The organism is Actinoplanes sp. NPDC023936 (genome assembly GCF_040639325.1).
Lineage (GTDB): Bacteria > Actinomycetota > Actinomycetes > Mycobacteriales > Micromonosporaceae > Actinoplanes.
Genome location: NZ_JBEZZR010000006.1, coordinates 119,673 through 133,489, shown reverse-complemented (window position 1 = coordinate 133,489; position 13,817 = coordinate 119,673). Strand labels below are relative to the sequence as shown.

Annotated in this window: 13 protein-coding genes and 1 pseudogene; 6 read left to right on the top strand and 8 right to left on the bottom strand. The window is 64.1% G+C overall.

Annotated features, from left to right (window positions below; all coding sequences use genetic code 11):
- The first annotated feature begins 55 nt into the window (after positions 1–55).
- Complete coding sequence (locus AB0F72_RS10960) at positions 56–1,210, top strand: acyl-CoA dehydrogenase family protein (RefSeq protein WP_360428713.1); 1,155 nt, start codon at positions 56–58, stop codon at positions 1,208–1,210.
- A gap of 483 nt (positions 1,211–1,693) precedes the next feature.
- Here the strand turns inward: AB0F72_RS10960 and AB0F72_RS10955 are convergent.
- From AB0F72_RS10955 to AB0F72_RS10945, 3 genes and pseudogenes are all read right to left on the bottom strand, one after another.
- Positions 1,694–2,128 (bottom strand): annotated as a pseudogene (locus AB0F72_RS10955) (hypothetical protein); the annotation flags it as partial.
- Positions 2,129–2,448: 320 nt separating this feature from the next.
- Positions 2,449–2,889 (bottom strand): ImmA/IrrE family metallo-endopeptidase, encoded by a 441-nt coding sequence (locus AB0F72_RS10950; RefSeq protein WP_360428710.1) that lies wholly within the window; start codon positions 2,887–2,889, stop codon positions 2,449–2,451.
- A gap of 116 nt (positions 2,890–3,005) precedes the next feature.
- Positions 3,006–3,521 carry a helix-turn-helix transcriptional regulator gene (locus tag AB0F72_RS10945; RefSeq protein ID WP_360428707.1) on the bottom strand — a complete coding sequence of 172 codons (516 nt, stop codon included), beginning with the start codon at positions 3,519–3,521 and terminating at the stop codon, positions 3,006–3,008.
- A 159-nt stretch (positions 3,522–3,680) separates the two neighbouring features.
- Between AB0F72_RS10945 and AB0F72_RS10940 the strand changes: the two genes are divergently transcribed.
- Genes AB0F72_RS10940 through AB0F72_RS10930 form a run of 3 tightly spaced genes read left to right on the top strand, consistent with a single transcriptional unit; the run spans position 3,681 to position 5,883 of the window.
- The gene (locus AB0F72_RS10940; protein WP_360428704.1) at positions 3,681–4,130 is read left to right on the top strand and encodes a hypothetical protein; all 450 of its coding nucleotides are present in this window, start codon (positions 3,681–3,683) and stop codon (positions 4,128–4,130) included.
- The gene (locus tag AB0F72_RS10935) at positions 4,130–4,495 is read left to right on the top strand and encodes a hypothetical protein (protein ID WP_360428701.1); all 366 of its coding nucleotides are present in this window, start codon (positions 4,130–4,132) and stop codon (positions 4,493–4,495) included. The genes AB0F72_RS10940 and AB0F72_RS10935 overlap by 1 nt, the downstream gene beginning before the upstream one ends.
- The gene (locus AB0F72_RS10930) at positions 4,492–5,883 is read left to right on the top strand and encodes a ThiF family adenylyltransferase (RefSeq protein WP_360428698.1); all 1,392 of its coding nucleotides are present in this window, start codon (positions 4,492–4,494) and stop codon (positions 5,881–5,883) included. Before AB0F72_RS10935 ends, AB0F72_RS10930 begins: the two co-directional genes overlap by 4 nt.
- Positions 5,884–6,144: 261 nt before the next feature.
- On the opposite strand, the gene AB0F72_RS10925 is transcribed toward AB0F72_RS10930, so the two are convergent.
- From AB0F72_RS10925 to AB0F72_RS10915, 3 genes are all read right to left on the bottom strand, one after another.
- Positions 6,145–7,224, bottom strand: a complete 1,080-nt coding sequence (locus AB0F72_RS10925; RefSeq protein ID WP_360428695.1) for a hypothetical protein — start codon at positions 7,222–7,224, stop codon at positions 6,145–6,147.
- A gap of 151 nt (positions 7,225–7,375) precedes the next feature.
- On the bottom strand, positions 7,376–8,881 hold the full coding sequence (locus AB0F72_RS10920) for a restriction endonuclease (RefSeq protein ID WP_360428692.1): 1,506 nt from the start codon (positions 8,879–8,881) through the stop codon (positions 7,376–7,378).
- Positions 8,882–9,036: 155 nt separating this feature from the next.
- Complete coding sequence (locus AB0F72_RS10915) at positions 9,037–11,028, bottom strand: ATP-binding protein (protein ID WP_360429297.1); 1,992 nt, start codon at positions 11,026–11,028, stop codon at positions 9,037–9,039.
- Here AB0F72_RS10915 and AB0F72_RS10910 point away from each other — a divergent pair.
- Positions 10,909–11,559, top strand: coding sequence for a hypothetical protein (locus tag AB0F72_RS10910; RefSeq protein ID WP_360429294.1), 651 nt, complete (start codon positions 10,909–10,911; stop codon positions 11,557–11,559). The two genes, AB0F72_RS10915 and AB0F72_RS10910, sit on opposite strands and share 120 nt — an antisense overlap.
- A gap of 100 nt (positions 11,560–11,659) precedes the next feature.
- Positions 11,660–12,166: a hypothetical protein gene (locus AB0F72_RS10905; protein WP_360428689.1), complete on the top strand. Its 507-nt coding sequence runs from the start codon at positions 11,660–11,662 to the stop codon at positions 12,164–12,166.
- A 37-nt stretch (positions 12,167–12,203) separates the two neighbouring features.
- Here AB0F72_RS10905 and AB0F72_RS10900 read toward each other — a convergent pair whose 3' ends face one another.
- Positions 12,204–12,422 (bottom strand): hypothetical protein, encoded by a 219-nt coding sequence (locus AB0F72_RS10900; protein WP_360429292.1) that lies wholly within the window; start codon positions 12,420–12,422, stop codon positions 12,204–12,206.
- On the bottom strand, positions 12,353–13,453 hold the full coding sequence (locus AB0F72_RS10895) for a hypothetical protein (RefSeq protein WP_360428686.1): 1,101 nt from the start codon (positions 13,451–13,453) through the stop codon (positions 12,353–12,355). The genes AB0F72_RS10900 and AB0F72_RS10895 overlap by 70 nt, the downstream gene beginning before the upstream one ends.
- Between the last annotated feature and the right edge of the window lie 364 nt (positions 13,454–13,817).

Below are 13,817 nucleotides of genomic sequence, written 5' to 3'. Positions count from 1 at the left end.
TCTGCGCTACGCGCCGGTAACATGACCGCGGGACTACTTAGGGAAGGTTAAGGTCATGTCTGATTTCGACGCATACCGGCTGCCGGAGGACCACGAGACCATTCGCGCCGCCGTGCGTGAGGTCTGTGACGCGCGGGTCGCCCCGCACGCCGCCGAAGCCGACGAGACCAGCGAGTTCCCCAAGGCGTCCTACGACGCCCTGCGGTCCTCCGACTTCCACGCCCCGCACATCCCGGTGGAGTACGGCGGCGCCGGCGCGGACGCCCTCGCCACCGCCATCGTGATCGAGGAGGTGGCCCGGGCCTGCGCCTCCTCCTCACTCATCCCGGCGGTCAACAAACTCGGCACGATGCCGCTGATCCTGGCCGGCTCCGAGGAGCTCAAGCAGAAGTATCTGTCGAAGGTCGCGGCCGGCGAGGCGATGTTCTCCTACTGCCTCTCCGAGCCCGAGGCCGGCTCCGACGCCGCCTCGATGACCACCCGCGCGGTCCGCGACGGCGACCACTGGGTGCTCAACGGGGTCAAGCGCTGGATCACCAACGCCGGCGTCTCGGATTTCTACACGGTCTTCGCGGTCACCGACCCGGCCGCCCGCTCGAAGGGCATCTCCGCGTTCGTCGTCGAGAAGTCCGACGAGGGCGTCAGCTTCGGCGCGCCGGAGAAGAAGCTCGGCATCAAGGGCTCGCCCACCCGCGAGGTCTACTTCGACAACGTACGGATCCCGGCCGACCGCATGATCGGCGGCGAGGGCACCGGTTTCGCCACCGCGATGAAGACCCTGGACCACACCCGGGTCACCATCGCCGCGCAGGCCATCGGCATCGCGCAGGGCGCGCTGGACTTCGCGTTGAACTACGCGAAGGAGCGCAAGCAGTTCGGCAAGCCGATCGCCGACTTCCAGGGTCTGCAGTTCATGCTCGCCGACATGGGCATGAAGCTGGAGGCGGCCCGGCAGCTCACCTACGCGGCAGCGGGCAAGAGCGAGCGCGGCGACGCCGATCTGACGTACTTCGGCGCGGCGGCGAAGTGCTTCGCGTCGGACGCGGCCATGGAGATCACCACGGACGCGGTCCAGATCCTGGGCGGCTATGGGTACACGCGCGATTACCCGGTCGAGCGCATGATGCGGGACGCGAAGATCACCCAGATCTACGAAGGCACGAACCAGGTGCAGCGGATCGTGATGGCAAGGCAGCTTCTGAAGGGCTGAAAGTAGCAAGTTTGCGCAGCTCAGGGGAGGTGTAGAGCAGGGTCGACTGTAGACAGTCGGCCCTGTTTTTAGCCCCGAAAACTCGTAGATGTCCGCGATTTACGTATGTGCCACCCCTATCGATGGATCGCGCGGGCGCAATACTGCGATTCAGCGGGCTTGTAGAGCTGTTTTCCCAGCTCAGACCTCTATGGGGCGGCATGTGCGTCAGTTGCCTTGCGCGCTTGCGTTGTGGCGGAGGGTAGTCCACTTGGGATACTTTCGGTTGTCTTCATGGCGAAATCCTGGGTCGTCAGATCGACTTATTTAAGTGGGCGGATGGAGTTGCTGTCGTCAATTTGGCGCAAGGGCTGCCGTTCTGCGGAGTTCTGGTGAGCGACTTGAGGCTCTGGGGTGGAGGCGGCAAAAGGGCTCGGCACGTGGCCGTCTGGAAACTGCTGCGGTCGTTACTCTAGGTAGCGCAAGGTCGTCCGGCGCCTTTGTCACGGTCGCTGAGCCGACTTCGCGGCCAGTGCGCCGCCTGGCCCAAGACCAGCAGAGGCATCACGAAGACCGAAGTCGCGGCGATGGCGATCCCGGCCGCGGAGCTGTCGGCCTGCTCGGTGCCGAACAATGCCTGGTCGGCGTCGCCGGTGACCCAGGCGGCCAGGACGGAGAATGACTCGGCAATCAGTCGCAACGCGAGCCGTTCGCGGGCTCCGGGATGTGGGAGCGGAACTGCCAGATCGCCACCAGCGCGAAGAACATCTCAACAAAGAAATTGAGGCCGGAACCGAGCAGCGCGGTGGGAGGACGCCGCAGCGCCGGCGGCGACCACGACGACGCCTTCAGCGAGGTTGTATTCGGACATCGCATAGGCCAGGTCCAGACTGCGCCGTTCAGTTGGACGCGTCGTTGCGGCGAGACGGTCGGGTCGATCGGACTGGCAACCAGGGCAGCACCTCGGCCGCAGAGGCAGTTTCACCGACACCGTTAGCGGGGCGAAACACGGCGGCGGCCTCTGTCTCGGCGACTAGCAGGTCCAGGAGTTCGGGGCGGGTCAGTGTTGGTGCCACTGATGACTCCGGCGCCCGCTCGCCCTCCGTGTCGATGATCATGAAGCGGCCTGGCCGCAAGTGCGCGAATCTGGCCGAAGAGAGTGTGTTCCGCCAGCGACGAAACGGGTGGCGAACCCGACTCCGAAGGCACAGTGCAACGGCAGTGCCGTCGCTTCCTGTGGCGCGCATGCGTGTACCGCGTCAGCGTGAACGACCCGTTGCGACCTGCTTGGCTACGCCAGTTGTGTTGTACCGGAACCGGGCCATCTCCACGGTGACTGAGTACATTTCAGCGATGGCGTCGATGCTGGCACCGCGGCGGGCGGCGAAGATGAGCAGGTCGCGAGGAAGCAGGAGCGTTCCGCCGAGCGCGGTCGCTTCTTCCTCCTCGTCCGGTTTGCAGGTTCTGAAAGGCATGCCGGCGAGCTCTCGGACCTCGGACAGGTCGTGTTCCAGGATGATGTGGGCGAGTTCGTGGGCGATGTCGCTGTTCTGCCGGCCGCTGCCGCGGATGGGATTGACGACGATGATCTTCCGGCCGCGCACCTCGAACGTCGCTGCCGAGAAGGCGTACGCCTGGATGCGCTCGAGTTCCTCGAGTTCAGCCAGGGGCACGAGCGTTGCGGCGTCGACGATGGCCACGTTGAGATGGTCTGCGAGGGCGCGTGGGTCGAGGTGATCGGCCGGCGAGAGGGAGAGTTCCTGGCGATAGCGCTTGGCCGTTCGTTCCGCGTTCGCCTTGAACCCATGCTTGAGAGTCAAAGTTTTCCCGAGTCCACCAGTCGTTCAAGCTCCGAGTTCATCGTGCTGAGCATTGCGTTCAGGCGCTCGGGAACTCCGGGGCGAAGGACGCTGGCTGCACGCAGATGGCACGCGACAACCGGCTGACTGGTGATGTTCTGAGCAAGCGCGTCGTACATGGTTCGGAGCATGTCGGCGATCTTCTTAGCGGCGTCGGGTGCGAGTCGCGGATCGGAGGACAGGTGGGAGATCGCGGCGTCGACGCTGCTTTGCTCACGAGGTGCGATGGGGGCGAAGAAGTCGCTCGGAGGTACGCCGAGCCACGCGCACAGAAGCATGAAGGACGTGAGGTCGGGCTGTGACCCGCTCTCAACGCGGGAGAACGTGCTGAAGCTCACGTTGGCATCTGCGGCAGCCTGACGCAGGGAGAGCGAACCCCGGCGTTCGCGCAGCATGGCACCAAGGCGCGCCAGGTCGAGGCGTTCGATCTCTCCGGCGGCGGCGGCGGCTTCGGGAAGGGCCTTGTCGCTCATTTCCGTCGTGCTCGGTAGGTCCAAGGCATGGGACCAGCATAACGCCCAGTGACGCTTCGGTGAAACACCCACGCGCTCCTCGACATCAGCACTGCCGCTTTCCTGATACAGTTGATGTTCACTGCGACTGCTCGCACCGCGGGCAGAGAAGAGGCGGCCATGAGTGCCACCGACGTCCACAAGAAGTTCCAGATCTCGATCGACGGAAAGGAGTACACGACCCGCGACGACGACCAGGAGGCGGCAAGCCTGCTTCGCCTCGCCGGGCGGGACCCCGAGACGTACGATCTCGCCCGCCTTCGTCCGGGTGACGAGCCGAAGGTCGTCAAGGACGGCAAGATCCTCGACCTCAAGGACGGCGACGCGTTCATCGCCGTCAAGCAGCGCGCCAAGATCACCTTCACGATCGACGGGGTCGGCTACGTCACCAAGGACGATGACCAGGAGGCCGCAGCGCTTCTTCGCCTCGGGGGTCTCCACCCCGGCGAGTACGACCTCGCCCGCATCCGCCCTGGGCAGGACCCGAAGGTCTTCAAGGACGAAAAGGTCCTCGACCTCCAGGAAGGCGACACCTTCATCTCCGTCAAGCAGAGCAGCCCCGTCGCCTGATGTCTCCACAACTGAGCGCTCCGGTCGCATCCTTCATCGCCGACCTCGCCGACCATGGAATCCAGGCCCGCCTCCAAGGGTCCGCCGTCGTCTACTCGGTGTACGCCGTGACCGGAGCGCTCGCGGGAAAAGAAGTTCCCACGGCGGTCAGCGTGGTCGAACTCGCCGGATGGCCCGCCGCGCCGCCGCACTGGGTGCACTTCGAGAGCACGGTGCGATTCGCGACCAGCAACACCGACACGACCGAATGTCTCGACGGCTGGCTCCGCCACTCCCGTGACATCGGCGCTTGGAGCACCGACCGGCCGCCCATCACCAACTGGCTCGCACACGTGCGCGGCGTGATCAAGGACGCAATCACATGAACCTCTCCATCGCCATGACTGCAGAGGTGGCAGCCGAACTCGACAACCACCTCACTCGCGAAGACGGCCAGGAAGACGTCTGCATCGCCACCTACGCCTGGTCAACAGGCGCAGAGCGCACAACTGCACTGATCCGCAACGTCGTCCTGCCCCGCGACGGCGAACGATTCGTGCACGGCAACGCCGAGTTCACCGGCGCCTACGTAGTCCGGGTCGCTACCGAGGCACGAGAACGAGGTGAGGGCATTGTCCTTCTCCACTCGCACCCAGGCGCACGCGGCTGGCAAGGGCTCAGCAGCCCCGACCACAACACTGAGTCCGAGTACGAACGCGTAGCCCGTGCAATCACCGGCATGCCCATCGTCGGGATGACGCTCGCCACCGGTGGGCGGGAGTGGTCAGCCCGAGTCTGGTATGACCGAGCCGCGCCGGCCGTCGCCGAATCCGTGCGCGTCGTCGGAGAGCGGCTCAACGTGACATGGAACGACAAGGCTCGTCGTCGCCCGAGGGCGACCGCCTTCCAGCGCCGCACGATTGCTGCGTGGGGTGAGCGGCGCCAGGCAAACATCGCACGCCTCAAGGTCCTCGTCATCGGAGTCGGCAGCGTCGGACTCGACGTGGTTGCACGCCTCGCCGCCACGGGCATCGAACATATTGGCTTAATGGACATCGATGTCGTCGAAGACCTCAACCTCGACCGCATGATCGGCGCCACGCGCGAAGATGCCCGCCTCGGACGGCGTAAGACCGAGGTCGCCGCACGTATCGCTCGACAGGCCGCGACATCGGACAACTTCACGGTGGCGGTACACGACCTGAGTATCACGACACCGCCGGGGCTCGCCGCAGCTCTGGACTACGACGTCATCTTCTCCTGCGTCGACCGTCCCTGGCCTCGCGGCGTCCTCAACGTCGTCGCGTACGCCGACCTCATCCCGGTCATCGACGGCGGCATCGCCCTAGACACGCTGCCGAGCGGGGAAATGCGAGGCGGTACTTGGCGAGCGCATGCACTCGTCCCCGGCCGCCCCTGCATGGTGTGCAATGGGCAACTCCGGGTCAACGAGCTCAGCCTCGATCGAGCCGGCCTCCTCGACGACCCCGAGTACATCCGCCAATCCGGGATCAACACCGGAGCGGGTAGTCCGAACGTCGCAGCGCTCGCCGCGTCCGTCAGTGCTGGGCTCCTGGCCCAGTTTGTCAGCCTGGTCGCCTCACCTGCAGGCATGGGTGTATCGGCGCCGCTCCGCTACATGCTCGCCGCCCACCAGCTCGAGCACTTGCCCATAAAGAGCGGCGCGTACTGCCCGTACGAGAACGCGACTGCGCACGGTGACGCGCGGCAGGTGATGGCTGACGACAAGCGCTCGGTGCGAGTTGATCAATAATGCGGATCTGCATTACCTGCCGCGAAGATTGAGGCGCACAGTTGTCCGCTGTCCGTGTGTGCGGGGAAATACGATTAACCATTGGCACACAGATCCTTGAAGCCGCGCCACGCGAGGTCGTCGAAATTTTCCGGGTGGCGGCCGAAGCGTAGTCGAAATTACCGATGCAAGCTTGCGGGCGAATACGTACGCATACTCTCTTGCCGAGATGAGCGCGAAGGGATCGGATCGCAATCGACGCATAAAAAAGCAGCGGTTCTGTTATTCGGTTGCCGGAACCTCGAGAGAATCATTGGCAAGGGTGTAGAGGTTGTAGCCATCATAATTCCAAACATCTGGACCGGAGACAGTTCTATTGTGCCCGGTGGATTCCTCTATAATGTGCTGGGCCAGCTTGCTTGCAGACCAGGTTTCAAAGCGAGAGCTCTGGGGCCCAATTGCCCACCTCAACGGCCGTTGTTTGTCGGTAACCCACGTCACTTTACGACGTTCGGGATCGTCCGAAATCCACTGGTTGACCGTCGTCACGTCTTCCGGCTTTAGGAAGGTTTCTAGCCGCAGCTCCAGCTGTGCGCCTTCCGGAATTAGGTCGTTTTCCACGATGATCTGAACAGAACGTTGTCTACGCGCTCGTTCAGCAATCTCGACACTGACCCCACTGGCCTGTTGCCCCCCGGTCGGGCCAAGAATCCGATCGGCAATATCCTCTACCGGATATATTCGTTGGAACGTGGCGCACAGTTGAGCTGATTCCTCTGGTTCCTGGAAGACCGACAGCTCGACGCATTGAATAATCAGGTCTGGCGCAAGTTCGGCAAGCCAGTTTACCGTAGTCATGACCTGCGGCGGGAAGTGCTCGGCAACAAGAACGATCCGCGGTCGGGTTAGCAGTTCGTCGCCCCATTCGCCCTCAACATGGTCGCGTAGCCGAAGAAGTGCCTCCTCTAGGCTGAGCGATTCGCCCAGTCGGCTGGAGGCGTAGTTGGCGTGCGCGCTTGCCAATATCTCCTTCGTGAAACCGGCGACGAGTGCGCCATAGGTCAACGCCTGGAGATGGACCCTCTTGTCACTCTGACGCTTTAGTTCTACAACTACAAGTTGCCCGGTGGAGTCAAGCCCAAGTATGTCAAGCCTTTCGCTGCCGGTATCGCCACCGGTGGTTTGCCAGCCAGCATATTGTTGAGCGACGACGAGGATATTGCCGCCCAGGATCTGGGGATTGGCGACTACCCACTCCTCCAAATGGTTTGTCTCAAGCAATTTATGCTCCACCATCGAAGCTCGTTTAAACGGTGTCGCCGTCGACCCATCGATTCGAAAAACTTGCGTCTTCGAAGTCACGTTGCCTCCCTCGGCTAATACAGCATAGCGGTCTAGAGTGGCATGGAGGGTAGGTTCGAGCTTGCGCGATATACCCGGACGTCCTAATCAGCCGCTGATCGTTCGTGCTGAGCGCGCATACTCCGACGCACTGCTGACGGGGCGGGGGTTGTCAGTCGATGTCAGACTTTTGCCAACCGGGTGGGAGTTTTTCGAGCCCGATGAGGACGTCGAGGTCGAGGTGTTCTTTGAGTAGATATTTGAGTTCGCGGCCTTCGATGATGACGATGCGGCCGTTCGCGGTGGCGAAGTCACGGCTGGCCTTGCCAACCCATGAGGTTGTGACGAGCACACCCTTGGCCGCTCGTTTGTGATCCATGACGCCGGCCAGGGCCTGAACTGCTTCGACGCCGACGATTCTGCTGTAGCGCTTGGCTTGAATGATGCAGAGTCCGCCGACGATGGGATCGTCGTTAACGGCGACACCGTCAACGCCGTCGTCCTTGGACGCCTGGGTGACCCAGGATTTCATGCCTCTGGCCTCAAATAGTCGGCGGATCAGATGCTCGAAGGCACCGGGGGACAGGGTGAGCAGGTCGGTGCGGCTGTCCATGCCGGCGATCACGTCCATTTCGTCGACGAATTTGTACTTGGACAGGTCGAAGGAGACGACTGGCTGGACGGCTTCGAGGTCGTAGGGGTGCGGCGACACTATGGCGTTGAGATGGCCGCGGAGACAGAGAACGGGATCGAGTGCCGGTTCGTCGAGCTCGATCTCGGCGAAGCGGCCGCGTTCTGAGCCGATGCTGATCAGTAGCGGGCGGACGGCTCGGCCGGTGGCCTTGTCCTTGGTCGAGACGTAGCCGTTGAAGACGATGGCCGAGACTATGTCAGGGGATGTCGCCTCGAAGGCCTCGGCCAGGGTACGGAGGGTCAGCCGTGCGAGGAGATCTCCGTATAGGGCCTTGATCTCGGAGTCTTTGCGTGGGGCGGCTGTCATGCCTTTGGCTTTGGTGTATCGGTAGGCGACCACGGTGGGCACGGCCTCCTGGAGTGGAAGCTCGTACTCGATGAGCAGTTCCCTGGAGGCGGCGTCGTAGTGCGCGGCGACCCTGCCCGTCAATCCTTCTGGATAACGGGACTGGGCAAGAGCGTGCTGAAGCCGTTCGACGAGGCCTGTCGGGCCGCCGTGAGACAGTGCGGCGCTCAGTTCGAGTACGGCGTTGCGTGTGTCCCGGTTGCGGTTGCGCAGCAGCGCCGAATACTCGGCGAGCGTGTTGCTTACCGCCTCAGTACGGAACTCGGCCTCGGCGGTCTTGAGTGCGAACTCCTCGTCGGCTGCATGCCGTTTCGCCGACGCTGCCTCCTGAGCTCTCGTTCGGGCCTCGGTGGCCCGCCGACGTTCCTCGGCACGTTCTCGTTGTGCCGCCTCGCGGGCGGCCTTGGCCGTTGCTTGCTCGGTGAGCCGTTGGGCCTGCACTTGCTGGCGCAGGCGTTGCGCCTCGGCCTTCTTCGCTGCGGCTTCCGCCTGTTTCGCCTCCCGCTGGGCTTCGGCTTCCTGCCGCTTCTGTTCGGCGATCAACTCGCGGTGCCTGCGTGCCTCTGCCTGGGCCTCGAGCTTTTTGGCCTGCTTGCGGGCATCGAGAATCTGGGCGAGAAGGCCCTTGCGTCGCGCCATTCGTCCTCCGTGGATCCGGACACTCGGCATGACGGTAACCGAAACTGCTACGCAGTGGAATGCCGCAATGGCTCCGTGTGATCGCGATGCCACGCGGGAAGACGTGAGGCGCCTCCTCGGCATAGGGCCGTTACCTCACCCGGCGGCATCCGAGATCAGTCGACTATCCCGATCCACCGATAGCGCCGCTTGGGGCTTCGGGTGGGGCCGACGGCGTCGATGGTTCCCGCTTCCATCATGGTGCGCAGGTGGTTCTGGACTGCCCGTCGGGACAGTCCGGTCGCTTCGGCCAGCTCGCCGGCCGTCGCCTCGCCACGTGTTTTGAGCGCCTGTCCTACGTCGGGCGTCAGCTCACCGGGTAATGCGGAGAAGAGGTCAGGAGCCTCCGACCGTCCGGAAACAGCAGGGTCGAGAACGTACCGCGCGTAGCGGCGGCCACCTTCCTTGAGCGCTAGGCCCTGTTCGACGAGATCTCGCAGAACCTGGCCGGCGGTGACGCGGTCCACGCCCCATTGCCGGAGCATCTCGTTGGTCAGGTAGTCCTCGTGCAGCATCGCCACGGCGATCTGATGCGCTGGTGTGGGTAGATGCGCGCCGAGTCCCGCGATCCAGCGGCGGGTTTCGGGGTTGAGGAGCTCCGATCGCGCCATGGTGACCATGAAGCTGGCGATGGAGCTGCGGAAGCTGGGCCGGGGCAGACCGCGACTGCGCGCCACGGCGAGCATCGCGGGGATGCCGGAGGATCGGTTCTCGGCGACGAGCTCGTTTGAGGAGGGAAGGTAGGTGTCGGCGAGAAGGCTGGCCAGCACCGCATTGCGTGAGGACGAGATTCCCGCCTCACCGAGCTCATCTACCGTGACTCCTCCGTAAAGGCCACCTGGGCTGCGAACGACGAGCCGGTCGGGGAACAGCTCGACCTGTACCTGCGTGCCGCGGGTCACGGGGCTGTAGTCGCGGTGCATCAGCGCGTTGACGAGTGCCTCACGGACGGCCTCCAACGGATACTCGACCTCATCGATGCGCGAGCCGCGATCACTGATGACCGCACGTACCGCGAGGTTTCGCCGGAGCATGGACAGCGTCGTCTCGATCATCTCGGGAATCGAGCCCCGTATTGTCTGGTTGTCCAGGAATCTCGTCCCGGAGGCACTATCCGGGCTGTGCACGACGACAGAGACCATCAGCTGAGGAAAGTACTGCTGCGGAAACTGCCCGTAAGCCAAGAGCCCTGCGAGCGTCAACGGAGCGTCGGCCGAGCGCCCAGCGGTGATCCCGAGTCGGAAATGGACCGTCGCGTCGTCAGACTGGGCCAGCTTGGGAAACCCGGATCGGATTCTGCGCAGCGTGCGCCGTAACGCCTCGTCATCCAGATCCTGCACGGTCGTCCCATCGACAACTTCCCGGTCGTACAAGGGCTGGGTCCGTGCGGCCATGACCAGCGCAATCTCGGCCTCGGTCATGTGACGATCGCCGTCGCCGCCGCGCAGATAGGAACCTCCTGAGATTCCCTGGGCAGTGACGTATACGGGGCGCTGGTCCGCCTGCGCCGGAGGCACTTCGGCGACGACCAGCCACCGGTCCTCAACTTCGACCACTTCAACGCTGATCTGTAGCGGCGGCGTGATGTCGTCTCGTGACATCTGCACCAGTGCGTCGCGAAGCGCCGGAGGGTCCGTCAGCTCCACAAGGCTGAAGCCGCTCGCTTCGTCAACGCCGAGCAAGATCGTCCCGCCGTCCGTGTTCGAGAACGCGGAAAGCGTCTCCCGGACCGACTTCGGCATCCCGCCGGCCGCACGCTTGGCTTCGATCCGCGCCGGCTCACCGCCCATCCGTCGCAGTACGGCAAGGGTTTCCTTCACAGCTTCAACGCCCACGTTCCTATCCCACCACCTACTTCGCACCCGAACAAGCAGAATGCGAAGTAGGTGCGAAGTGAGTGCGAAGTAGGTGCGAAGTTGAGAGGCCCAATACTCGACATGATCGTCGTCGTCGGATTCGCCAGCATCATTTTCATGCCGCTCACCGGCCTGCTCAACGATCACTACGGCTGGCGCATCACCCTGCTCGTACTCGCCGCCTACGGCACACTCGCCATTCCCCTGCACACGCTCGTCATACGCCGACCGCCCGCCACCGCCCAGGCGCATCATCACCGGGCCAGCGCGCACGCGAGGGCCGCCACCATCCGCACGGCCCTGCGCGACGGCTGGCTCTGGCTGCTGGCCGGCGGTTTCGCCGCCCACGCCGCCGCGATGAGCGCCATGACCCGTGCACCTAGTCGGCTACCTGATCAGCCGCGGGCAACCAGCCACGTTCGCCGTCACCGTCGCCTGACTACTCGGCATGCTCTCGGTCGCCGGCCGCCTTCTGCTCACCGCGATCGGCCGGCGGCTGCCGCTGCACCGCCTCGTGGCCGTCGTGATCGGCCTTCAGGTCACCGCCACGACCTGCCTGCCCTGGACCGGCGCCAGCCGCATGGGCACGGTGCTCACCGTGACCGCCTTCGGGCTCGGGTTCGGCGTGGCCAGCCTCGTCGGACCCCAACTGCTGGCCAACCGCTACGGCACCACCGCCTACGCCAGCTTCGCCGGAATGGCCTCCACCCCGGCCACCCTCGCCAAAGCCGGCGTCCCACTCACCGCCGTTCTGCTTGGCCCTCTGAGCTCGACAGATGCTGACGGCCCCGGCACAGCGCGCCACAGCATCCGGCGCGGAGCAGCGGGCAACGCTTCTCACCGCTCAGGCATCAGCCAACACCTGCACTCGATACAGCGCTAAGTGATCGATGTAAAAGGCATCGTCGACCTGATGCTCTCGCGCGCCCGCAAAGAACACGGCCGACGCCAGCACCTCGTCGTCGAACTCAAAGCACCGGACATCGTCGTCGGGCACAAAGAGATCAACCAGATCGAGGACTACGCCTTCGCCGTCATCAGCGATCCGCAGTTCGCCGATGTCCGCGTGGAATGGGACTTCTGGCTCGCAACCACCGACATGGCCGACGTCGCCAAGGCCAAAACCCGGTCCACGAACCTGCCGCCCGGCTGCATCGGGCAATACACCGAAGGCGCGGCTACCGTCCGCGTCTGGGTCCGCTGCTGGTCTCAGATTATCGACGACTGCCGAGACCGGCTGAAATACTTCCAAGAGCAATTCGAGCACGACCCCACCGTCGAGCACGCCAGGGAATACCTCGCCGCCCACCACAGCGGCCTCATCCCCGACGCGCTGATCCCCGACCAGCGGCCAGCGGAAGACGGCGACGAGATCCACACCACGCCGTGAGCTGGCTCCACAGCGCCCAAGCGGGCCTCGTGCCGGGTCAAGCCGCGACCGGCCGGGTCTGCGCATAATCGCGGCAGTTTCCGGCCCCCGACCGTCGGCGTGTGCTGCTGCCGATCCCCGTCACCGTGGCCAGCGGCGCCATCGCGCTGTCGATCACAGCACGGCCGCGATCCGGGGCATCAGGCATCAGGTGCCCGTAATACTCGTGGGTGATCTCCGGCGAGGCGTGACCCAGCCACTGCGCGACATCGGTGATCGGAACACCGTCGGCCAGCAGCGACGAGACAAAGAAATGTCGCAGGACGTGAGTGCGGTCGAACGACACCCTCGACGCGGCAAGCGCGGGTGACCACACGTTGTTCCGGAAGTAGAACTGGTACAACAGCCCTCTACGGGTGTGGTTGGGAAACAGCAGACGGACCGGACCGTCAGACGATCGCCACGTGACCGTGCCAACTGGTCGAGGTGCGTCCGCAGGACGTCGGCGACGATCCGCGGCAGCGGCACCGTACGGCCGGGATCCTCAGCGTCGCGGTGCTTGGTGTACATCTTCAGCCGTAGGCCGGCGTTCTTGCCGCTTTCGGTTTCACCGTCCTCGGTGACCTGCCGATCCACGTGCAACCCGCCACGACAGAAGTCGACCTGGTCGGCACACAGGCCCATCGCCTCCGCGATGCGCAGCCCGCAACCAGCCATCACCCAGACCATCGCGACATAGCGTGGATCGAACACGGCGATCAACGCTCTAATCTCGTCAAGAGCCGGCACCACGATCTTGCCCTTGACCTTCCGGCGGACGTTGGCGCGCCGGCCGGGCAGCTTGGCCCGCGTGGCCGGATTACGGCCGAGCTCGTCGTTGTCGACCGCCCATCGCAGCGCCGACGACAGATAGCCGAACCTGGTTTGCAAGGTCTGCGGCGCGTACATCTTGACGTCGCGCATCCACAGGATCCATTCCTGCACGTCGGCGAGCTTCAGCGCCCCGGTCGCCTTCGCCTTGAAGAAGGGCTGGACCGCCTGGTTCAGCATGCTGCGGTACTGCCGGACGCTCGAGTTTTCCACGCCCCGGCTGGTCGCCCACCGCTCGAACAACGAGACGACGGTCTCGGCGCCGCGTTCAGCCTCCAGGTACGTGCCGGTATCGAGTTCGCGTTGCTTCTTGCCCCGAAAGACCTGCGCGTCGGCTTTGAGGTTGAACGTCTTCTGCCGTTGCTTCTTATCCGGGTCAATCCAGAAACAGGTGTAGCCAAGGCCGTTGAGACGGGCCGTAACCCATGCACGAGACATGCGGAATCCTTCGGTACGGGATCACCGCCGCGACCTCCGGGAAGGCACGTTCTCGAATCCATCAAGCGCGCAACAAGTCCTGGCCGCGGCGCTTACACAACCACAAGATCATCTTCGACCGGACGGCACGGGAGCTACGGAACTTCAGCACCGGCGGGTTAACACGAAGTAGCGCCTCGGCGCGGTCAATCCGGCAGAAGCAGCATTTCTGGCGGGCGTCACGGCGTAGCGTGAAGGTTGGTGCCCACGATCTTGCTGGTTGCTGCTGATTACCGCTGGACGGTTGCATATCCCCTGCGGTCGATGATTTAGTCGCGAAGCGGAGCCCGCGCGCGTCAACGTCCTGGGTAAATCCTGGGTAAGG